18 protein-coding genes are annotated in these 21,579 nt (G+C 42.8%); 10 read left to right on the plus strand and 8 right to left on the minus strand.

The genetic code is table 11. The features are described 5' to 3' along the window. Window positions 1-206 precede the first annotated feature (206 nt). From HYS07_03960 to priA, 4 genes are read left to right on the plus strand one after another with little or no spacing between them, the layout of a single operon-like run. On the plus strand, window positions 207-1,511 hold the full coding sequence (locus HYS07_03960) for a nucleotide sugar dehydrogenase (protein ID MBI1870331.1): 1,305 nt from the start codon (window positions 207-209) through the stop codon (window positions 1,509-1,511). A gap of 9 nt (window positions 1,512-1,520) precedes the next feature. Next, on the plus strand, window positions 1,521-2,498 hold the full coding sequence (locus tag HYS07_03965; protein ID MBI1870332.1) for an SDR family oxidoreductase: 978 nt from the start codon (window positions 1,521-1,523) through the stop codon (window positions 2,496-2,498). Beyond that, the gene (locus HYS07_03970) at window positions 2,467-3,195 is read left to right on the plus strand and encodes a uracil-DNA glycosylase (GenBank protein ID MBI1870333.1); all 729 of its coding nucleotides are present in this window, start codon (window positions 2,467-2,469) and stop codon (window positions 3,193-3,195) included. The genes HYS07_03965 and HYS07_03970 overlap by 32 nt, the downstream gene beginning before the upstream one ends. Window positions 3,196-3,217: 22 nt before the next feature. Then, entirely contained in the window at window positions 3,218-5,212 is a 1,995-nt protein-coding gene (priA, locus tag HYS07_03975; protein ID MBI1870334.1) for a primosomal protein N', read from the plus strand. Window positions 5,213-5,217: 5 nt separating this feature from the next. Here the strand turns inward: priA and HYS07_03980 are convergent, their stop codons facing one another. After that, entirely contained in the window at window positions 5,218-6,609 is a 1,392-nt protein-coding gene (locus HYS07_03980; protein ID MBI1870335.1) for a tetratricopeptide repeat protein, read from the minus strand. A 242-nt stretch (window positions 6,610-6,851) separates the two neighbouring features. On the opposite strand from HYS07_03980, the gene gatC reads away from it, so the two are divergent. The 5 genes from gatC to HYS07_04005 all read left to right on the plus strand — a co-directional run bounded on the left by gatC (window position 6,852) and on the right by HYS07_04005 (window position 12,550). Continuing rightward, complete coding sequence (gatC, locus tag HYS07_03985) at window positions 6,852-7,136, plus strand: Asp-tRNA(Asn)/Glu-tRNA(Gln) amidotransferase subunit GatC (protein ID MBI1870336.1); 285 nt, start codon at window positions 6,852-6,854, stop codon at window positions 7,134-7,136. 3 nt (window positions 7,137-7,139) lie between these two features. Then, window positions 7,140-8,627 carry an Asp-tRNA(Asn)/Glu-tRNA(Gln) amidotransferase subunit GatA gene (gatA, locus tag HYS07_03990; GenBank protein MBI1870337.1) on the plus strand — a complete coding sequence of 496 codons (1,488 nt, stop codon included), beginning with the start codon at window positions 7,140-7,142 and terminating at the stop codon, window positions 8,625-8,627. A gap of 26 nt (window positions 8,628-8,653) precedes the next feature. After that, window positions 8,654-10,072: an Asp-tRNA(Asn)/Glu-tRNA(Gln) amidotransferase subunit GatB gene (gatB, locus tag HYS07_03995; GenBank protein MBI1870338.1), complete on the plus strand. Its 1,419-nt coding sequence runs from the start codon at window positions 8,654-8,656 to the stop codon at window positions 10,070-10,072. Window positions 10,073-10,214: 142 nt separating this feature from the next. After that, window positions 10,215-11,069: an acetyl-CoA carboxylase carboxyltransferase subunit beta gene (locus tag HYS07_04000; protein ID MBI1870339.1), complete on the plus strand. Its 855-nt coding sequence runs from the start codon at window positions 10,215-10,217 to the stop codon at window positions 11,067-11,069. Window positions 11,070-11,200: 131 nt separating this feature from the next. Then, window positions 11,201-12,550: a bifunctional folylpolyglutamate synthase/dihydrofolate synthase gene (locus HYS07_04005; GenBank protein ID MBI1870340.1), complete on the plus strand. Its 1,350-nt coding sequence runs from the start codon at window positions 11,201-11,203 to the stop codon at window positions 12,548-12,550. 763 nt (window positions 12,551-13,313) lie between these two features. Here HYS07_04005 and HYS07_04010 read toward each other — a convergent pair. The 5 genes from HYS07_04010 to ltrA form a co-directional block, all read right to left on the minus strand. Then, window positions 13,314-13,733: a hypothetical protein gene (locus tag HYS07_04010; GenBank protein ID MBI1870341.1), complete on the minus strand. Its 420-nt coding sequence runs from the start codon at window positions 13,731-13,733 to the stop codon at window positions 13,314-13,316. A gap of 164 nt (window positions 13,734-13,897) precedes the next feature. Next, entirely contained in the window at window positions 13,898-14,611 is a 714-nt protein-coding gene (gene rnc, locus HYS07_04015; GenBank protein ID MBI1870342.1) for a ribonuclease III, read from the minus strand. A gap of 41 nt (window positions 14,612-14,652) precedes the next feature. After that, the gene (gene typA / locus HYS07_04020; GenBank protein ID MBI1870343.1) at window positions 14,653-16,506 is read right to left on the minus strand and encodes a translational GTPase TypA; all 1,854 of its coding nucleotides are present in this window, start codon (window positions 16,504-16,506) and stop codon (window positions 14,653-14,655) included. A gap of 209 nt (window positions 16,507-16,715) precedes the next feature. Beyond that, window positions 16,716-16,892 (minus strand): hypothetical protein, encoded by a 177-nt coding sequence (locus HYS07_04025; GenBank protein MBI1870344.1) that lies wholly within the window; start codon window positions 16,890-16,892, stop codon window positions 16,716-16,718. Between the two features lie 181 nt (window positions 16,893-17,073). Next, on the minus strand, window positions 17,074-18,243 hold the full coding sequence (ltrA, locus tag HYS07_04030) for a group II intron reverse transcriptase/maturase (GenBank protein ID MBI1870345.1): 1,170 nt from the start codon (window positions 18,241-18,243) through the stop codon (window positions 17,074-17,076). A gap of 856 nt (window positions 18,244-19,099) precedes the next feature. Here ltrA and HYS07_04035 point away from each other — a divergent pair. Then, complete coding sequence (locus tag HYS07_04035; GenBank protein ID MBI1870346.1) at window positions 19,100-20,773, plus strand: hypothetical protein; 1,674 nt, start codon at window positions 19,100-19,102, stop codon at window positions 20,771-20,773. 166 nt (window positions 20,774-20,939) lie between these two features. Here the strand turns inward: HYS07_04035 and HYS07_04040 are convergent, their stop codons facing one another. After that, complete coding sequence (locus tag HYS07_04040; GenBank protein MBI1870347.1) at window positions 20,940-21,353, minus strand: putative toxin-antitoxin system toxin component, PIN family; 414 nt, start codon at window positions 21,351-21,353, stop codon at window positions 20,940-20,942. Further along, entirely contained in the window at window positions 21,328-21,579 is a 252-nt protein-coding gene (locus tag HYS07_04045) for a hypothetical protein (GenBank protein ID MBI1870348.1), read from the minus strand. Before HYS07_04045 ends, HYS07_04040 begins: the two co-directional genes overlap by 26 nt.

A 21,579-nucleotide genomic window follows, 5' to 3' on the forward strand; every position in this document is an offset into this window, starting at 1 on the left:
CTCGGGAGGGACCGAGCGGAAGGAGTAGACGGAATTTATATACCGTCAAAATTGAGTGAGGCTTACTGAAGAGCCGTATGCGGAAAATCCGCACGTACGGTTCCGTGAGGGGCATTGAAATATATGTCTACTCGACAGGTTTAAAGCCTTGAAGAAGCGGCGTTTCGTCTTTGAACTTTGAACCTTAAACCTTGAACTGTTTTTAAATGACTGAATTCGAAGAAAAAATTAAGGCCCGTAAAGCGCGTGTGGGTGTGGTCGGCTTGGGCTATGTGGGGCTTCCTCTGGCGGTTGAGTTTGCGAAAGCGGGCTTTTCTGTTTTGGGAATTGATGTCCTTCCCGAAAAGGTTCATGCGGTTAATCAAGGCAAGTCCTACATTCCAGATGTTTCTCAAAAGGAGTTTGAGCCTTTAGTTGCTAATGGGTTTTTAAAAGCGACGACGGATTTTTCTCAGATTCAAAAGTTGGATGCCCTCAGTATTTGTGTCCCCACCCCCTTACGTAAGACAAAAGATCCTGATATTTCTCATATCGTGAATGTGGTTGAGGCGGTTTCCCGTTATTTTAAAAAAGGGCAACTGGTTGTTTTGGAGAGTACCACCTATCCAGGGACGACAGAGGAAGTGGTCCTTCCCATTTTAGAGGGAGAAAAAAGGAAAGTCGGTCGGGATTTTTTTCTTGCATTCTCGCCTGAGCGGATTGATCCAGGAAATGGAAAATATGGGACGCGTGACATTCCTAAAATTATGGGAGGAATAACCTCCCAATGTACTCAAAGAGCTGTGACGCTGTACGAGAGTATTATTGAAAAAGTGATTTCTGTTTCTTCTGCCAAAGTTGCAGAAATGGTGAAACTTTTGGAAAACACCTTTAGAGCGGTCAATATTGGTCTTGTGAATGAAATTGCGATGCTTTGCCGGAAAATGGATTTGGATGTCTGGGAAGTGATTGAAGGGGCTCGCAGCAAACCCTTTGGATTTATGCCGTTTTATCCGGGGCCTGGATTGGGAGGGCATTGTCTTCCGATTGATCCTATCTATCTTTCCTGGAAGGCCAAGCTGGTCAATTTTGAAACCCGGTTTATCGACTTGGCGGCTCAGGTGAATAGTCATATGCCGCATCATGTTGTGGATATTGTTTGTGATGCTTTGAATCGTCATGGGAAGGCCCTCAATGGTTCAAAACTTTTATTGTTGGGGATGACTTATAAAAAGGATGTGAATGATGTGAGAGAATCTCCAGCGATTGATGTGTGGAAATTGCTTGAACGACAGAAGGCGAAGGTTTGTTATCATGATCCTTATGTTTCCAAAATTCAAATTGAGGGACATGTTCATTATTCTCAACCTTTGTCGTCTAAGACGTTAAAAATGGTAGATGGAGTCGTCATTCTCACGGATCACACGGTCTTTGACTATGAAGCTGTAGTTCAGCAATCGAGATTGGTGATTGACACCCGAAATGCGACAAAAGGGGTCAAGAATCATCGCAATAAAATTGTAAAAATATGATAAGGTTTTATGCCCCATGCGCTTGTCACCGGCGGCGCCGGTTTTATTGGTTCTCACTTATCCAGAGCCCTTTTAGAAAAAGGGTATCGTGTGAGGGTGTTTGACAATTTTTCAACAGGGAAAAAGGAAAATCTTTTAGGGATCGAGAATCAAGTTGAGATTGTGAAGGGTGATTTAGCAGATGATCAAGCTCTTCTTCAAGCTGTTCGCGGAATAGACACCATTTTTCATCTGGGGGCCATCCCCTCAGTTCCTCGTTCGTTAGAAAATCCCCGACAAACCCATCAGGCTAACGTTGTTGGAACTTTTAATCTATTGTTAGCTGCTCGCCCGTATCCCATTAAACGCCTCGTTTATTCTTCAAGTTCTTCGGTTTACGGGAATAAGGCCATTCTTCCTAAAGAAGAGTCCATGCTTCCTGAGCCTTTAAGTCCTTATGCGGCTTCAAAACTGGCAGGGGAATATGATTGTTCAGTTTTTCACTCGGTGTATGGAACGCCCACCGTTTCCCTGCGTTATTTTAATGTTTTTGGTCCTCGGCAAGATCCTAATTCGCTGTATGCGGCCGTGATTCCAAAATTTATTACCCAATTATTGCAAGGGAAACCGGCGACGATTTATGGAGATGGGCTGCAGACCAGAGATTTTACCTATGTTCAGGACGTGATTCGTGCGAATCTTTTGGCCGCGGAGGCTGGGCCAGAGATTTTAGGAAAAATTTATAATATTGCTGGCGGAAAATCGGTGAGTCTTTTAGAATTACTCGCTGAAATTGAAAATACACTGGGGTTTCATATTCCTCCTCTTTTTGAACCCTCGAGAAAAGGAGAGGTTCGCGATTCACTGGCCTCTATTGAGCGAGCAAAATCAGATTTAAAATACATGCCGAGATTTTCTCTAAGAGAGGGATTAAAAGAAACCATTGCGTGGTTTTCTTCTGGGTTAGGAAAAGAAAATGGAAAATTCTTACAACGAAAAGGAGCTTAATTTATTTTTTGATGATCTGGATCGTTGGTTGCATCTTCAAAGTGCTCTGGGTAAAAAAAGATTTTATATTCCTTCCTTGAAACGGTCTTCTACTGCCTCTCTATCCGATGAGTTGAGCGAGGTCCCAATCCCAAAATCTGATTTCGAGACAACTTCTTTTTCAGAGTTTAGAAAGAATGTTCTTAAATGTGAAAAGTGTGTTTTAGCGAAAACTCGCACTCAAGTTGTTTTTGGTTCTGGAAACGAAAAGGCTAAACTCGTTTTTGTGGGAGAAGCCCCTGGCTTTGATGAAGACCGAGAAGGGGAGCCTTTTGTGGGAAAGGCAGGACAACTTTTAACCAAGATGATTCAAGCGATGGGGCTTAAAAGAGAGGATGTTTATATTGCCAATATCATCAAATGCCGTCCTCCCAATAATCGAACCCCCACCCCTGAAGAAAGGGAAACCTGTTTTCCTTATTTGGTTGAGCAATTAGAACGCATTGGCCCTAAGATTATTTGCGCTTTAGGAAATGTAGCAGCTCAAACCTTACTTCAAACGGAAAAAACAATTACCCGACTTCGGGGAATGTTTCACGAAGTGCGTGGGATTAAAATTATGCCGACCTTTCATCCCGCTTTTCTCTTGCGTAATCCAGAAGCGAAGCGAGAAGTATGGAGGGATTTGCAGATGATTATGGAAGAACTTAGAAAATGAAACAGTTTAAAGTTCAATTAATATGAACTATGCCCGGGTTTTTTTTGAAATTCCTCTCAACCGAGGTTTTGATTATCGTATTCCGGAAATTTTTCTTGGAAAAATTTCGAAAGGGATGCGCGTTCTTGCCCCCTTTGGCCGAGAAAGGAAATTAGGCTATGTCTGGGAGCTCATTTCAGAACCAGAAGTAAAAGACGTCAAGGATATTTTCGAGGTTAAAGATGATGTTTCGATTTTTAACCCTGCTCTTCTTCAACTGGCGGAGTGGATGTCGGATTATTATTTTTGCCCTCTCGGGTTGACCTTGAAAACCATGTTGCCGGCTCCTATTCGAAACTTTCGTTCCCCTAAAAGAAAGCTGAAACCTTTACCCCTACTCGAAGAAACTCTAGAAACACCCTTTCTTTTAAATGAAGAACAAGGCTTAGCGCAATCTCTTATTTTCGAAAAAATGAGAGGGGGAAACTTTTCAGTCATTCTCATTCATGGTGTGACGGGAAGTGGAAAGACAGAACTTTATCTCTCCGCCATTGCCAAAGCGCTCTCTGAGGGGAAAGGGGCGATTGTTCTTGTTCCTGAAATTTCTTTGACCCCGCAGACCGTAGAGCGTGTGAGAAAACGATTTGGACAAAGTGTTTCTCTTTTACATAGTCGTATGTCGGAGCGAGAACGTTTTGAGGCTTGGGACCAAATTCGCAACGGGGATTCAAAAGTGGTTGTCGGTCCTCGTTCGGCTGTTTTTGCTCCCGTTCAAAATTTGGGGCTTATCATTGTCGATGAAGAACACGAGCGCTCTTACAAACAAGAAGAATCCCCTCGCTATCATGCACGAGATATTGCGGTGATGAGGGCAAAGTTTGAGCGTGCGCTGGTTCTTTTGGGGAGCGCAACCCCCGCCCTTGAATCTTATTACAATGCTCAAAAGGGCCGTTATCAACTCATCACTTTATTAAAAAGAGTCGAAGACCGGCCTTTACCTAAGGTTCGAGTTGTTGACATGCGTCAGGAGGTGGAACGCTCAGGTAAGCTTTATAGTTTTTCGCATGTTCTGATCGAGATGATTCAGAAAACGTTAGAAAAAAAAGAACAGACTCTGCTCTTTTTAAATCGGCGGGGTTATGCCCCAACGGTTTTGTGCCCCAAGTGTGGTCATATTTTTAATTGCTCAGAGTGTGATCAAGCGATGACTTATCATCAAACCAAAGAGATTTTGATGTGCCATTTATGTGAGGCCCAAAAACCTATTCCTAAAAACTGTCCGAAATGTAGCTTCAAGACATTTCATCGATTGGGGGTTGGGACTCAGCGGGTTGAAAAACATCTCGAAAAATTTTTCTCTCGAGCGGCCATTCAAAGGATGGATACCGACAGTACGAGAAAGAAAGATGCCCATATCAATATTCTTGAGGCTTTTCGAGAAGGGAAAACAGAGATTTTAGTGGGAACTCAAATGATTGCCAAGGGCTTGGATTTTCCAAATGTGACCTTGGTGGGTGTGATGAGCGCAGATATTGCCATGAGCCTTCCAGACTTTCGAATGGGAGAACATACCTTTCAATTGCTGACTCAGGTGGCGGGTCGGGCGGGGCGGGGTTCAAAGCTTGGAGAAGTTTTGATCCAGACCTTTACGCCCTTTCATCCCATTATTCGCTCGGCCCTCTCTCAAGACTATCTGGCGTTTTATCAAAGTGAGCTTGCCTATCGAAAGGAATTGGGTTATCCCCCTTTTTCTAAGTTAATGGCCATTCAGTTTGATGGGAAAGAAGAGTCAAATGTTTTCAGGACCGCTCGAGCGATGTTGGAGCGATTACAAGCAGGGTCCATAGAATCTTTAAGGATTTTAGGTCCCCATCGGTCTCCTATCTCAAAGTTAAAGGGGCGCTATCGATGGCAAATGATTCTCTTTTATGCCAGAGAAAAACCCATTCATCAAAGCATTCGATCCATTTTGGATAATTTTAAATGTGAAAAAGGGGTACGTATCGCTTTGGATGTCGATCCAGTAAGTTTGATATAAGGCCCCTATCTTTTATAGGCCTTATTAATTTTCTGGGAGACGTCTTTGTATCCGATATCAACCTCGAAAATTTTCTTGTACTCTACCATTGCTTTTTCAATTTGATGGGTTGCTTCATACACCAGTCCTAAGTGATAGATGACATCTTTTTTAAAGGTGTCCATTTCAGTCAATTCATCCACCACTTTTAGAAATTGTTTTTCTGCAATGTCATAAAAACCCATCTCATGGAAACATCGTCCCAGGTGATAAAACGATTCGACTCTTTTTTGAGCATCTTTAACGGATTGCTGAAATTCTTGAATTGCATTTTGAAATTGACCGCTTTCATAGTAGAGACATCCCAATTCATAACGGTAAGTAAGATTATGGGGATAACGTTCAACCTGGCGTTTCCCTTCCTCCAGGTTAATTTCTTTCTTCTGGCTCTCTAATTGTTCCAATTCGAAAGAGTGCGGATGGGGGGTGTTTTTTAAGGTTCTTGTTTTGAGTTGAGCAATTTTTTCTTCGAGATGAAGTCCTTTAATTTTATTGATTTGTTGCGGGATGCTTCCATCTGAGGGGAGAAGCTCTCGGAGTTTTTCTAAAACTAAAATGGCCTCGTCATTTTGTTTGTTTTGCTCATAAAGTTGAGCCAGATTTCTTAACCAGGTGGTATGGTCCGGTTGAGTTTGAAGTTTTTGTTTAAGATCTTCGATAAGAAGGCCCCTATCATCTTTGGTTTTGACAAATTTTGATTCTTTTTCCAAGCGTTCGGCTTCTTTTTCATCTTGGATTTTCTGGCGGTAAGTGGTCCCTTCATCCCATCCCCCTTGAGAAATTGTTTTCATGGCGGCCAAGTCTTGCAGGGCCTTACGAACATTTTCGTCTTCTGGGAAAGAGCGCAAATATTCTTCAAAAGACCTACGGGCTTTTTCTAATTCTCCCTCTTTCATGTAGAGATGGGCCAGACTTTTAAGTTCTTTGGGTGGGAGAGGGGTAATTTTTTTTAGGATTTCTAGCGTATCTTTAGCGGTTTCGGTCCATCCCAAATTCATGGTGCATGAAGCAAGTTTTCGAAGTGAAAAGGCATGGGCAGGGTTCATTTTAAGCATGGATTCTAGGGTGTCGATGGCAGAGGCCCATTTTTTTCTTGTGAGGTGAAACATGCACAAGAGATAGAAGGGAATGAAAATAATTTCATAAACCATTTTTTCTATCATCGATTTTGATTTTCCTTCAAGGCCCTTCAGTGTGATGACCCGCAAAAGACTTCGTGCTTTTGAAAAATCGGGATAAGTTTTTAAAAGATTTCGAAGAAGAGTTAAAGCATAATCTTTATTATTAACTTCAAAAGCCTCTTTTGCCTTCCGATAAAGATCGAGGGCATTTTGAGGAACCTGATTCTCGTTTTGCATGTTTAATAATCCTCTCTTTTCATTATATCGTATGAATGGGATTTTGGGGATTTTTAGAGATAACGTTCAAAGTTGAAAATTGAAAATTGAAAATTCAAGGATTTCCAAGCTTGGGTTTTCTTTGAACTTTGAACTTTGAACTTTAAACTTTGAACTGTTCTTCACAGATGACATTGACTCTTTTTAGATTTTGGATTAGGATTCCTGCATTAAAAAGCAGTGGATGGCGGGGAGGTTCAGTCATGAATGTCCAAAAGAATATTGATGATGTGGCGAAGCTTGCAAGGCTTCGATTAAGCGCGGTCGAACGTGATAAATTCTCTCGTCAGCTGGAGGATATTCTTTCTTATGTTGAGAATTTAAATGAACTCAAGACAGAAGGGGTTCTTCCGAGCTATCATGTTCAGGAAGTAAAAAATGTGACACGTCCCGATGAATCTCGACCTTCGCTTGATCCCAATTCCTTCTTGAAACATGCCCCTCAAGCTCGGGATGGATTCTTTATCGTTCCTCAGGTGATTGAGTAGACTATGAATTCTAATCCTACGGATTTAACCTTGCATGAATGGAGTGACCTCATCCAAAAAAGGGAAGTTTCTTCCACGGATGTGGTTCGTTCTCTCTTAGCTCGGATTCAAGAAAAAGAGTCGAAAATTCATGCCTATATTCGCTTTGATGAAAAAGCTGCTCTCGAAAAGGCAGGTCATTTAGATAACATTCCCACCGAGTCCCGAAAGGGAATTTTGTGGGGGCTTCCCATTTCTAATAAAGACATTATTTGTGTGAAAGGTGTTGAAACCACCTGTGCCTCTAAAATCCTTTCGGGGTATATTCCTCCATACAATGCCACTGTGGTTGAAAAATTGAATGGGGCCGGAGCCATTCTTTTTGGAAATACCAATATGGATGAATTTGCCATGGGCTCTTCAACAGAAACTTCTGCTTACGGGGTGACACGAAACCCCTGGGATTTAGAAAGGATTCCAGGGGGCTCTAGCGGTGGATCTGCTGCGGCAGTGGCGGCAGGTGAGGCCATTGCGGCGCTTGGAACGGATACGGGGGGTTCCATTCGTCAGCCGGCGGCTCTCTCGGGTTGTGTAGGACTTAAACCTACCTATGGACGGGTCTCCCGATACGGCCTCATTGCCTTTGCCTCGAGCCTTGATCAAATTGGCCCTATCACTCAGGACGTGGAAGATACGGCTCTCATTCTTCAAGTGATTGCGGGGCATGATCCCAAAGATTCTACTTCTCTTGATATCCCTGTCCCAGACTATCGTTCCACAATGAAAAAAGGGGTGAAGGGTTTAAAAATAGGTCTTCCTAAAGAGTATTTTATTGAGGGAATGGATGTGGAAGTGAAGCAATCGATCGATGATGCTGTAAAAGTTCTAAGTGGTTTAGGGGCTGAGTTCGTCTCTTGCCAACTTCCTCATACAAATTATGCGGTCGCCACTTATTACATTTTAGCAACAGCCCAGGCCAGTTCGAATTTGGCCCGCTATGATGGTGTTCAATATGGATTTAGAGCCAAGCAATTTTCAAGTCTTGTGGATCTTTATTTTCAAACTCGGGGAGAAGGTTTTGGAGAAGAGGTCAAACGCAGGATTATCCTGGGGACCTATGCTTTAAGCTCGGGCTATTATGATGCCTATTATCTAAAAGCTCAAAAGGTTCGAACCTTAATCAAAAATGATTTTGACAAAGTTTTTGATCATTGTGATGCGGTTTTAACTCCAACTTCTCCATCCTGTGCTTTCAAAATTGGGGAGAAAATGAATGACCCCTTGAAAATGTATCTCTCTGATATTTTTACAATTTCAGCAAATTTGGCTGGAATTCCAGGAATTTCGATTCCCTGCGGTTTTTCTAAGGAAGGGCTTCCGATTGGGCTTCAAATTTTGGGAAAGCATTTCGATGAAGCCACGATTTTGAAGGTTGCCTATGCCTTTGAACAGGCTACGGAATTTCATAAGAAAAGACCTGATGTGCGACGGGCTGAAGGCTCGAAGCTCTGAGACGAGTCAGACGGATGAGGAGTGGAATGTTATACGAAACAGTGATTGGTTTAGAAGTGCATGTTCAGCTTAAAACAGCCTCAAAACTTTTTTGCGGCTGTTCGACCCAATTTGGGGCTCTTCCCAATACTCAGGTCTGTCCAGTTTGTTTAGGCTTTCCAGGCACATTACCTGTTTTAAATGAAAAGGCTCTGACTTATGCAGTGATGACAGGTCTTGCCCTAGGTTCAGAAATTGCAAAAGAGAGCAAGTTCGATCGGAAAAATTATTTTTATCCTGATTTACCTAAAGCCTATCAAATTTCTCAATATGATAAGCCCATCTGTGTGGGGGGAGAAGTTCCGGTTGACATCGATGGCATAAAAAAATCGATCCGGCTCACTCGAATTCATTTGGAAGAAGATGCGGGTAAATTGGTCCATTTTACAAGGGATAGCGGGGTTGATTATAATCGCGGGGGGGTTCCTCTGGTTGAAATTGTTTCAGAGCCTGATTTACGTTCTCCCAAGGAAGCCTATGAATATCTGAGATCCTTGAAGAGTATTTTAGAATACTTGGATGTGAGCGATTGTAATATGGAAGAGGGAAGTTTGCGTTGTGATGCCAATGTCTCTTTGAGGCCGGTGGGGACCGAAGCGTTTGGAACAAAGGCCGAGATTAAGAATCTCAATTCATTTCGAAATGTCGAGAAAGCGATTATTTATGAGATTGAAAGGCAAAAGAAAATTCTTGAAGACGGGGGCAGAATTATTCAGGAAACTCGACTTTGGGATCAGGATCAGTCCTTAACCCGATCGATGAGAAGCAAAGAAGAGGCGCATGATTATCGTTATTTTCCTGAGCCAGATTTGGTCGCTATTTCCATTCCTCTTGAAAAAATAGAATTTTTAAAGAAAAATCTTCCGGAACTTCCCCATATTCGCTGCGACCGTTTTATGAAAGAGTATGGTCTTTCTCAGTACGATGCAGAGGTTTTAACGGCGGAGAAAAATTTAGCGGATTTTTTTGAAAAAGGGGCTCATTGTTCAAAAAATGCAAAGGCCCTTGGAAATTGGATCATGGGCGATTTAATGCGGGAGTTAAAGCTGAAAAATTTGAACATTTCACAGTCCCCGGTTTCAGTCGATGCCTTGATTGAATTAGTTGAATTGATTGAGGTAGGCAAGATCAGTGGGAAGATGGCCAAAGACGTTTTTATGAACATGTTTGGGGAGGGTCAGTCTCCCAAAGATATTGTTCAATCCAAAGGTTTATCTCAGCTTTCTGATGCTTCAGAACTCGAGTCTGTCGTTAAAAAGGTGATTCAAGAAAATCCTAAGTCAGTTGAGGATTATCGTTCGGGAAAGAAAAATGCGATTACTTATCTAGTAGGGCAAGTGATGAAGGTCACGAAAGGCCGAGCCAATCCGAAATTGGTGAATGAACTTTTGGAAAAAGAGCTGTGAAATGAGTCAACAGTCAACGGTCTACGGTCGACAGTTAACCGTGGATTGTGGACTGTGGACCGTAGACTATCGACTATCCTTCATCTACTTGTATAACTTATCTATTCAATTCGATTGAAGTAAGAGTGTAGAACAAGAAAGGATTACCGTGTCCCTTTTTAGGCGTCCTAAATTTTTGACATCGGACAAACGTAAGAAACGAGATATTCCTGGGGGGCTTTGGACCAAGTGTGAGAATTGCCAGGAGCTCATTTATAATAAGGAATGGGAAAAGGCCCTGAAGGTTTGTCCGAAGTGTAAACATCAGCATACACTGACTGCTCATGAACGAATACGCATGATTCTGGACGAAGGCGTTTTTGAGGAATTTGATCCTAATTTGATTCCTCAGGACCCCCTTCACTTTAAGGGGCCCAAGGCTTATCTGGATAAAGTGATTCAAGATCAAGCCATGACGGGTCTTAAAGAGGCGGTGCTGACAGGGAAAGGGGCTATCGATGGGCATTCTATTATTTTGGGAGTGACCGATTCTCGATTTATTATGGGAACCATGGGAAGTGTGGTAGGGGAAAAAATTGCTCGTGCAATTGAACGGGCCATTGAAGACAAACTCCCTATGATTATGGTCTCGGGTTCAGGAGGGGGCGCCCGGATGTACGAAGGATGCCTTTCCTTAATGCAAATGGCAAAAACCAGTTCAGCGCTCGCTCGATTGAGTAAGGCAGGTTTATTTTTTATTTCAGTTCTGACGAACCCAACCATGGCTGGGGTCATGGCCAGTTTTGCATCCTTGGGAGATGTGATTATTGCTGAGCCGAGGGCTCTTTTAGGTTTTGCGGGTCCTCGTGTCATCAAAAATACCATTCAAGAAGAGCTCCCGCCTGGATTTCAGACCTCGGAATTTCTTTTAGCCCATGGAATGATTGATATGATTGTGGAAAGGCATGAGTTAAAGAAAACTTTGGGCAAATTATTGGAATACTTGCCGCAACTATGAAAATCTAAAAATCAAACATCAAAAATCAAAAATCAAAATGACAAACCAAAATTTAAAATGCCTCCTTCTCAATAGTATTTAAAATTTTGGATTTTAGTTTGTCATTTTGATTTTTGGATTTTAAATTTCCCATGATTCCTCAAAAACAAAAATATCACGAAGCTTTAACTTTCCTTGAATCCCTTGAATGTTTTGGGATGAAGTTGGATCTTGAAAATATTCAAGTACTTCTAAGCGTTTTAGGTGATCCCCATCAAGATTTAAAAGTCATTCATGTCGCTGGAACCAATGGCAAGGGATCGACCTCAGCCATGCTGGCTTCCATCCTCCAAGAATCGGGTTATTCTATCGGACTTTATACCTCTCCTCATTTATGCACGCCTCGTGAAAGAATTCAAAAAAACGGAATGTGCATTTCTGAAGAGCGTTTTATTGATTTGGTCCATTTAGTCATGAGCCAGGTTCATCTATTGAGAACTTCCAACAACCTTTTCCCAACTTATTTTGAAGTCATGACGGCTATAGCACTTCGCTATTTTTCGGATGAGAAAGCAGATTTTGTTGTTCTAGAGACGGGAATGGGAGGACGACTCGACTCGACCAATATTGTCCCCTCTCAAATTCAAGTCATTACCAATATTGATCTCGAACATACCCGTTATTTAGGAAAAACAATTCGAGAAATTGCTTTTGAAAAAGCAGGGATTATCAAGCCATGTTCCTTTGTCATTACAGGAGCTCAGGGAGAGGCGCTTACAGTCATTGAAGAACGTTGTTATGAGAAAGGCGCACACTTTTTTCGATTGGGAAAAGAAATTCATTTTCAACTTCTTCAAAAAAATTGGGAAGGGGAGCGACTGATCATTCAGGTAGGTGAAAGAAAAAGAGAAATTGAAATTAAACTTTTAGGGGCTCATCAACTTGAAAATGCAGCTTTGGCCATGGGGGCCGTAGAAGCATTAATCCAATTCGGTTTCTTTCTTCCAGAGCGAGCCATATTGAGTGGATTTAAAAAAGCGTCTTGGCCTGGAAGGTTTGAAATTCTAAAAAAAGAGCCTCTGGTGATTATAGATGCGGCCCATAATCCAGCAGGGATGCGATCTTTGGTCAACACATGGCAGGAGGTGGTAGGCCCTCGTGGTGCCGATCTTATTTTTAGTTCCTTAGAGGACAAGGATGTCGAAAAGATGGTTAAAAATTTATGCCCCATTGTTGAGGAAGTGACGCTTGTTGAAGTTTCAAATCCTCGTACTCGGAAATTAAAAGATTTGGAAAGGGTTTGGAGGTCTTATCTTCCTGAGGAAAAAATTCATCTTTCGACCCTTCAAAAGGTGATTCAAAAACTTAAAAATCGAGAAAAAAACACTCGGCCTCTTCTTGTGACCGGTTCAATCTATCTTTTAGGAGAGGTACTTTCGCCTCTCTCCTTGTTAACGGACAAGAGAGATCATCCCCCGACAATTCCCGAAGCCCCTGGATGACGCCGTCGTTCTCTTCCTATGGGGCGGTTGCGATTTTCATTGTCATTGGCAGTTGTTGGGTTCTCATCACCAAGAATTGTAAAGGCAATCCCGACCGACACGACCTCACTCGCAGAGCTCATACCTTGGTTAGGGCCCACAATACCCTTTGACTTCCTCGGGCCAAATCCTTTTCCACTTTCAGGTCCTTGATCGCTATTCTGGCCATAAAGATACCTTCCATCTTGAATTAGGGACCATTTACCCAGAGCTTAAACTCAAGGTCTTTGTGCTTGAGCGCTCGTGTTCGTTTAGCTTTGACCGTCGGTTCCCCATGCACCGGTGAAGATGGACCACCATGGCCGATCATCCACCCACTCATTCCACGACTTATATTCCCATCGCCAACGCTAGAAATTAAATTCCCAGCGATCCTTGCTTACCCACCGTCCCCCCAGAATTCCCCTGGCCTCTTCTCTATCCAGAACCTTCTTCTCCTCGAGATCCTGCAATTGAACTCTGTACATACGCACCCTGTGTACCTTCCCCTATTTTAACATTTCATCACCCTATGTCAAAATTTTCAAAAATTTACTCTTAAAATATGGTATAGAATCGTATATTTATGTATACTTTAATGGGCATATGCACTTGACTCAAGTGTTGTCCATTTGTAGTCGCCCCATACATGGGGCAATGCGTGGATTGCCCGATAAATCGGGCGACTACGCTTGACGAATCAAGGTACTTAAAGTCAAGTACACATGCCTATAATTTAATATTCTCACTTCTTATCCCACGGACACTTTGTTTCAAAACAGTGGGTTTCACCATTGATTTCATAACAGTGCCAGCATCTGATTCCAGCCTTTGGTCTGGATCTTTTCCCTCGCGTCTCTTCTCCTCCTCGAGCTCTTCTCTGGTGAAAGGTCGTTGGGATCTCGTTACCTTGACTGTCCTTGACGACCCATCCGGTGACCTGACCATTCTTGACCCTTGCATAAATACTCTCGCCTGTGTAAACGGTTTGGACGAGGTTAAGCCCTTCCTTAAGTTGAAGGGTCTCGAGCTTGGGAATAACCGAGGCAACCTGATACTTTTCAGGGTCATCAATTCTAGTTTTCTGGGCGCTTGCAACCCATTCTACGGGGAGTCCCAGTACAAAAATAGATATTGCGATGTAAAAGAGAGATTTTGTATTCATCTGCGTCCTCCTTGTTTGGTTTAGAAAAAGAAAAAGGGTCAAATCTCTTGTTGCCTAGTTGTTGAGAACAAATTCCAATCGGAAGCTTACCTCTTATTCATTCAGTTAGCAATCTGACGGCTTTGGCGATGGGATCTTCCATGTTGTGGACCCATCTTGGATCATCATTTGGACGTCGAAATCTTATCATAGGCAATTTGGGCGGCGTTCTTTTCCGCCTCTTTTTTGCTCGCTCCCGCCCCGTGACCAAATATTTCTCCGGCAATGGTTACAGTTGCTTCAAAATGTTTTTTATGATCGGGCCCTGTTTCAGAGATAATCGCATACACTGGATTAGACTTATATTGGATATGGGCCAATTCCTGTAAAAGATTTTTATATTCCTTCATATGAACTTCATGGGGAATTTTTTTGAGGAGTTCCTTGAATTGGGAGAGGATGAATTTTTTGATCGCTCGAACGCCTCGATCAAGATAAATGGCTCCGATGAGTCCTTCAAATGCATTGGCTAAAATGGAATCACGCTCCCGTCCTCCCGAGGCCTCTTCTCCCTTACTCAAAAAAAGGAAACGTCCCAAATCCATTTTTCGAGCCAGCATGGCCAAGGTCTCACGGCGAATGAGGGTGGACTTGATGACAGAAAGTTCTCCTTCTTGATAATCTTTTAAGCGCCGAAAGATTTCATCGGTGATAATCATTCCCAGAATGGCATCCCCTAAAAATTCCAGCCGCTCGTTATTCCTTAAATCTTCTTTTTGCTGGCCATCATAGGCGTAGGATTTATGGCAAAGGGCTTCGTAGGCAAGATGTTTGTGTCTAAAAACATGAGCAATAACTTTTTCTAGATCTGCAATAGTCTCGGAATGTTCAGTTTTCACGCTGACTTAGGCTATCAAAAAGAGCAGGGTGGTTTCAAGAACTATGCGTTCTGTTCATCAAAAGATTTTTGAGATCGGGAGGCGGATTTTCGCTCAATCTCATCTAATATCTTTTTTCTGAGACGCAGACTTTTGGGAGTGACTTCAACCAGTTCATCATCTTCGATGTATTCAAGTGCAAGCTCAAGAGTGAGTTCTCGAGGCGTCGTCAAGCGAATCGCGTCATCTGATCCAGAGGCCCTCATATTCGTCAATTTCTTTTCTTTGGTGGCATTGACGACAAGATCGTTCCCTTTATTATTTTCTCCCACAATCATACCGGTATAAAGGTCAGCACCAGGTCCAATGAAAAGGTCTCCCCGCTCTTGTAAATTATTCAGTGCAAAGGCAACGGTCTTCCCAGTCCCTTGAGAAATGAGAACCCCTGTCTGACGGTGTTCGATTCCGCCTTTATAGGGTTGATATTCCAAAAAGAGGTGATACATAATAATCGTTCCATGGGTGAGTGTCATGCATTCTCCCCTTAATCCTAAGAGGCCTCGGGACGGAATGACAAATTCTATTCGAAGATTTCCTGAAGAGGTTTTCTCCATATGGGTCATGGTCGCCTTTCGGGGACCCAGGGCTTGAAGGAGGACTCCCTGATATTGTTCTTCAATTTCAATCACCAAATTCTCAACGGGTTCAAGCGTTTCGCCTCCGACTTCCTTTAAAATAACTTCAGGTCGTGAAACCTCAAGTTCATAACCTTCCCGTCTCATCGTTTCGATCAAGATTGAAAGTTGAAGTTCTCCTCGTCCGGAGACTTTCAGGGCCTCGCCAGTCCCTGTTTCTTCCACTCTAATTCCAATATTGGCGCGGGCTTCTTGAATGAGTCTTTCTCGAACATGTCTTGAGGTCAAAAATTTTCCGCCATCTTTACCTGCAAGGGGGCTTGAATTATGCGCAAAAGTCATCGAAATCGTTGGTTCATCAATTTTAATCAACGGAAGGGCCTCTGGATTTTCAGCGTCTGCCACCGTTTCTCCCACATTTAAATTTGGAAGCCCAGAGATGCATACAATATCTCCTGCCGTGATTTCTTGAACGGGGATTCTCTCCATGCCCCGATAGGTAAAGAGGCCTGTAATTTTCCCTTTGATTTGAGTCCCATCCCGTTTGATCAAAGTAACCGGGCTTGCGATTTTCATGCGTCCATGATAAATACGGCCCATTCCTAATACGCCCAAATAGTCATCATAGTCGAGCATGGTGACCAGCATCTGAAGGGGTTTCTCAGGATCAGCAAGAGGTGGCAACACGCGATGGATCAAGGTCTCGAACAGGGGTTTCAGATCCTCGCTTTTATCTTTAAGATCAAGCCAGGCCTTGCCGTCTCTTCCCGAGGCATAAACAACCGCAAAATCGAGTTGCTCATCCGAGGCATTTAAGTCGCAAAAAAGGTTAAAAGTTTGATCCAAAACTTCATGCGGTCGTGCATTGGGCCGGTCAATTTTGTTAATGATGACGACGGGCTTCAAATGAAGCTCTAGAGATTTTTTTAACACAAATTTTGTTTGGGGCATGGGTCCTTCAAAGGCATCGACCAAAAGAAGGACTCCGTCCACCATTTTCAAGATTCGTTCAACTTCACTTCCAAAATCGGCATGACCGGGGGTATCGACAATGTTAATTCTCACGCCTTCGTATTCTACAGAGGCCAATTTAGAAAAAATAGTAATTCCCCGTTCACGTTCTAAGTCATTGCTATCCATCAATCGCTCAGTGATTTCTTCTGTGGGTTTGAAGACTCCGCTTTGACGCAAAAGAGCATCGACCAGGGTCGTTTTCCCGTGGTCTACATGAGCAATGATGGCAATATTACGTATTTCTTTACGACGTTTCTGATTAGTCATAAAATTCGAACTCTTTTCTTGCTTCCACGGCCCTTATTCTAAAAGGGGCTCTTTATAACATGCTTGAAAGTTAAAAGCTATGAGATTAATAAAAATTATTGATGATTTTTTTGACTATTTGCTTTAATTTTGGGTCTTTCCCATTGAAGTAACGTGCATATTTTAAAAACATATAAATTTATAACAAAAATGGACATTAATTTAACACTTCAAAGACTAATTTCTATCCTCATTTTAATCAGTTTCACCCTCACAAATCTCATTAGACCAGAGGGTGTTGCGGGTGAAAAGCCGCTCGAGGCTCGAGGCTCGAAGCTCGAGGCAAACACATCTTCTTTTTTTGCTTTTCCCTTGAGCCTCCAGCCTCGAGCCTCGAGCTTAGACATTCTCAAAACCCTCAAAGTCCCCTCTAAACTAGGCAACATAGCTGGTAGGCTGGAGGGTTTCCCCACCAGCCCCCAATCGTCGCCGGATGCGTGAGACAATGTAACGCATCCTTTTAAACCAAACGACTTTCTCGTAGTTAGCGACCCCACAGAGTTGTTCCACACAGGAAAATAGAAGAAGTCATGCTTTAGCACGCCTCAGTCGGAACTCATCTTCAAATGAGAGTAACCCCATCCGATAGAAACGGCGGATACGGAAGCGCTTATTGTCGGTTCGCCACTTTCTCGCTTCTTTAAGACATCGAAGTCTCATACGCAACCATTGGTCAAGAGAGCGATAAGCTATTCTGACATCGCCAAGTCGAAAGTAATTGACATGCCCGCGAATAACAGGGTTCAAACGTTGAATAACCATCTGAAGATTACGACCTTGATTGCGGCGAGTGATTTGACGCAGGTTATCCTTGAGCTTATCCAGTGACTTATGACTGATTCCCTTATATTTGCCCATGAATGAATATCCAAGAAATCTGAAGCCCCGTTTGAAGTTGGTAAGCGAAGTTTTATCCTCGCTCAGCTTCATCTTCAGTTTCCCTTCAACCACCCCACGGACAAAAGATAAAGCGGTGGGCAATTCTTCGGCCGTTTTGGTCATGACAATAAAGTCATCCGCGTAGCGGGCGAACTTATATCCCGCTTCTTTCAGCGCCTTGTCGATCAGATCACCGACGAGGTTGGCTAGAAGGGGAGAAAGAACGCCGCCCTGCGGAGTGCCTTCCTTTGTCTGACTCGAGGATGCCATCCTGCATAACACCCGCTCTTTCAGCATACTCTGAATACTGTTTAAGACCCAACCATCCGCAATCTTCTCTCGCAATCTGTCCATCATAAGGGAGTGAGGGATGGTGTCGTAGAATGCCTTAACGTCAGCATCCAGGACATAATGATATCCTTCACTCTTATACTGCTCAACTCTCATAATGGCCTGATGGCAATTCCTTCCAGGACGGAAACCGAAACTGTTATCCGAAAAACCGCTTTCGAATATCGGCTCGATAATCTGCCTCGTCGCTTGTTGAACTACCCTATCCGAAACGGTGGGAATGCCAAGCGGTCTCTTCTGATTTCTGCCCTTGGGAATATATACCCGAAGAACAGGGGAGGGCTTGTAAATTTCAGTTTTCAGCTTATTGTGAATATTTCCAATATTCACATCCAGATCAGCTTCAAACTGAGCAATACTCACCCTGTCAAGACCCGCTCTTCCCTTATTGGCCTTCACATGAAGAAAGGCTTCATAAAGGTTCTTGAGGCTAAACACCTTATCCCGTAACGAGTGAAACTTTAGCATCTCTAGTAACTTCTCCTATTGATGGATTCTGACAAACGGATTTGGCAATCGTGTTTCATTCACCTTCCGACAGCTCGGCATCCAACCTCAATGCATGGGTTAAAAAAAAACAGATCAGATGAGTCAGTTATCATCGCAGTGAACGAACGTATTGAATCCGTTTGCATCCTCCATTCCTCTACGGTTATGTCCCTTCGTCCCGATGGATCGGGACTACGATGAACAATGCTGACGACTTCAGAGACCTTTGCTGTAGAGAAAATCAAAGATCACTATCTCATAGAGAGCAGATTTCGGGTATTCCCTTATACGGCTCTGTTAGTCCCGTACTCAAGACAAGATGTAAGTCCTCCTCTGGTCATAAAGGTGATCCGTTTTGTTCTCGTGATGTATGTTGAAACGCATGGCTTTGGGAGCGTGCTATTGCTCATCAGGCACAACGCTCCTGGCAAGGAAATTGCCGATGCTTCACTGGGTCAGGGCAGTTGGCACAAGACCACACGCCAAAACCATACACCTCAAAAACTCATCTGCGATTCGTCACTTGAGTCACATCGCCTCGCGGTGATATACTGTCCTTCTACAAATGCGGATCACTCCAAAAGCATTTGTATAATCGCAAACTTCAGTACGGGGATGAGTCCCGCACTGACAGCATTTTCAACTGTTTAGACCTCCTTTACTTCAGAGCACACCTGGCCCTCACAGGTCATGAATCCATTGAAGCCAAAGGACACAATTCTTGGGAAGGGAAAGGTGACCAGAGACGTCGCATTCCTGCTGTTTCGTGGATGAAGGATGACGAGGGACAGAGTCTTGCGGTATCGCACCCTGAAGTTGTAGACGGATTCGAAGCTTGGATTGCCTTTTATTGATGGGAGAGGAAGAGGCCATTCCTTATAGGGTGAGGTATTCCATCGAACACGCATCTGAGCGTAAGCTTGAACAACTTTCTCAACCTTATAAATATAACGAAGGAAAGTACGGGATTGATTCTGTAGGAAAAGCCATTTCTCAAGGATTTTCGACCAGGGTGATGAAACTGATGTCTTTCAATAAATTTGATCTCCTTCTTCGAGAGAACTTGCATCGAGGATTGTCACAGTTACGGGAAAGAAATTTTAAATTAATGCAAACGCCTAGAGGGATGGCTCGAGAAATGGCAAGATCTTTCATTCGTGAGATGAATAAATTGACGGAACAGGGTTTGAGTGAAGACGATTTCATTTTTGAGCAAAAAATGACGGAGGTTTTTTTGGAATTTAGGGGGACGATGGAGTTGGGAACGTTATATGACAGAGTGGATGAAATTGTAAATGATAGGATGACGGAACTTCTCAGCAAAGGGGAAAAGGCATCCCCCAAGGGATTGATAGGATTAAGGACTCAAATACTGGTCATTGTCCTTTTTGATGCCGTGATGATTGTGACAGAGAAGAGGCTTTCGCTCGCCGAGTTAGGGCATCTAGCAAGGATCATGGTTGAGAAGAAAGGGAAATATGGAGACCATTCTTCTTCCGACTGGTCAAAAATTTCTTTAGAGGAGTTATCGGGGCTTCAATCTTCTAAAGGAGAAGGGCAGGTGTTTTCTCAAGAAGGATCTGAGGGGGTTGTTTTACAACAAATTCATGTGACCCATCGGGGAGAGATGATAATGGATAGACAAGTTTTTGATGGGTTTGGAGAGGCTTCTCAAAAATTTGTCGCATTGAGGAAAAAATTGATGGGGGTTGACGGCACAGAGGATCTTGTGATTGATTTTTCGAGTCGAGGGTACATTGATCCTGAAAGATTTGAAGAGCTTCTTTATCAAATGCTGAGATCAGATCAGTGGATTGACGAGGGTGGAATTTTAAATATAAGTTTTAAAGATTCAGAAATTTTACCAGGGGACAAAGACTTTGATGTAGAAGTTTCATGTATCGTTACACCCGATCAAAAAAAGATTAATGCCGTTTTGACCTCTTCCCCAAATCATTTTTGGGAGAATTATGACCGTCAAAATATAAATCGAGTTTTGGATCAAAAGGATGGACCAAAAGTTACCGTTCTTCCTCCTTCTCTTTTAGGTATTCAAGTCAGAAATAAAACAGTCGAAGTTAATTCTAAAGCTTCCCTTTCAAATAAATTTTTAGAGGTGCTTAAAACTGCTCATGGGGTGATTCCTATTCTTCTTGAAGAAGGGATGACCTGGAACGAAAAGATCAAAAGAGAATGGTTAACGGCTTTACACCTCAACGGTCATGAAAATATCCTTGTTTTTCCGATCCGTCCAGAACTGATGCGTCTAGGATCAAATGGGGTCACCGAAGCTCTTTTCCAAAAAATTGGAAGCAGATTCTATGAGGGCCAGCCGACGGATGAATTTAAGGAAAATGTCAATTTTATTTTGACAGAAGAAACTTCAAAATGGTTTGACCTATCCTTGATTGCAAAGGATCGGCAGTGGCTGATTCGAAGGGTGGCTCAAGAAAAAATGAGTTATGAGCAATTAGTGATCATTGTCGGGATTATCACAAGGAGAGGTTAATGATGAGTTGCGCTTACTCATCGCAGAAACAGATCCCGCAATGCTTAAATCAATGATGAATCATGAACTCATCCCAGGAAAAGCCATCCGAAAATTTGACTGGGTCAGGCGAGCCCGTCTAGAGACGGGGAAGAGCATGTGAAGATTCAAATACCGATTTTGGGTCTTATTCATTATTTTTCAAAAACGGTATAAACTTTTCTGGGGGGATAATTGAAACATTTTTGTATGGATTGAGGACTAATAGGTCGGTATCCCTTGTTACAATCACTTGGGCTTTACTTGCGATGGCGCATTCGAGTACTTTGTTATCGTCTTTATCTCTGCAGTCAGTAATTTTAATTTTTGGGTTCACAATTTCTCCAGCTTCTTTGATAATTGCAATCAATGTTTCACGATCTTCTTTATTGATTCTCTCTCGAAATTTTCGTTTTGCGCATACCTCAACGATTTCATTGATCAGAGATTTAGAAGTAGCAAGGCGGAATCTTTTTGCAATGAAGGCTTGGATAATTAGGCGGCAAGATCCCTTCAAAAGGCTATTGATGAAAATATTAGTATCTATGACGGCTATGACCATGGGGTCGGTGTCTTACTTCATGACAAGCTTTATCAATCTCTTCATCAGAAATTGGAGTGTTCGATATTTTTCTATCAATTCTTTGAAGGAGGGCCTTTAGACGATCTGGCCAAGTCGATTTCTCGAGTTTCTCGACCAATTCAATTTTTTGTTTAGGATTAAGAGTTTCAATCGCAGCCTCTATTTGGCTCAGGGTGATTTGAATATTAATATAGGGAGTTCTCAT

This window comes from Chlamydiota bacterium, from assembly GCA_016178055.1.
GTDB lineage: Bacteria > Auribacterota > JACPWU01 > JACPWU01 > JACPWU01 > JACOUC01.

Coding starts and splice junctions, on each gene's coding strand:
- HYS07_03960 (MBI1870331.1), top strand. CDS start 207: ATGACTGAATTCGAAGAAAAAATTAAGGCCCGTAAAGCGCGTGTGGGT.
- HYS07_03965 (MBI1870332.1), top strand. CDS start 1,521: ATGCCCCATGCGCTTGTCACCGGCGGCGCCGGTTTTATTGGTTCTCAC.
- HYS07_03970 (MBI1870333.1), top strand. CDS start 2,467: ATGGAAAATTCTTACAACGAAAAGGAGCTTAATTTATTTTTTGATGAT.
- priA (MBI1870334.1), top strand. CDS start 3,218: ATGAACTATGCCCGGGTTTTTTTTGAAATTCCTCTCAACCGAGGTTTT.
- HYS07_03980 (MBI1870335.1), bottom strand. CDS start 6,609: ATGCAAAACGAGAATCAGGTTCCTCAAAATGCCCTCGATCTTTATCGG.
- gatC (MBI1870336.1), top strand. CDS start 6,852: ATGAATGTCCAAAAGAATATTGATGATGTGGCGAAGCTTGCAAGGCTT.
- gatA (MBI1870337.1), top strand. CDS start 7,140: ATGAATTCTAATCCTACGGATTTAACCTTGCATGAATGGAGTGACCTC.
- gatB (MBI1870338.1), top strand. CDS start 8,654: ATGTTATACGAAACAGTGATTGGTTTAGAAGTGCATGTTCAGCTTAAA.
- HYS07_04005 (MBI1870340.1), top strand. CDS start 11,201: ATGATTCCTCAAAAACAAAAATATCACGAAGCTTTAACTTTCCTTGAA.
- HYS07_04010 (MBI1870341.1), bottom strand. CDS start 13,733: ATGAATACAAAATCTCTCTTTTACATCGCAATATCTATTTTTGTACTG.
- typA (MBI1870343.1), bottom strand. CDS start 16,506: ATGACTAATCAGAAACGTCGTAAAGAAATACGTAATATTGCCATCATT.
- HYS07_04025 (MBI1870344.1), bottom strand. CDS start 16,892: ATGTCTAAGCTCGAGGCTCGAGGCTGGAGGCTCAAGGGAAAAGCAAAA.
- ltrA (MBI1870345.1), bottom strand. CDS start 18,243: ATGCTAAAGTTTCACTCGTTACGGGATAAGGTGTTTAGCCTCAAGAAC.
- HYS07_04040 (MBI1870347.1), bottom strand. CDS start 21,353: ATGGTCATAGCCGTCATAGATACTAATATTTTCATCAATAGCCTTTTG.
- HYS07_04045 (MBI1870348.1), bottom strand. CDS start 21,579: ATGAGAACTCCCTATATTAATATTCAAATCACCCTGAGCCAAATAGAG.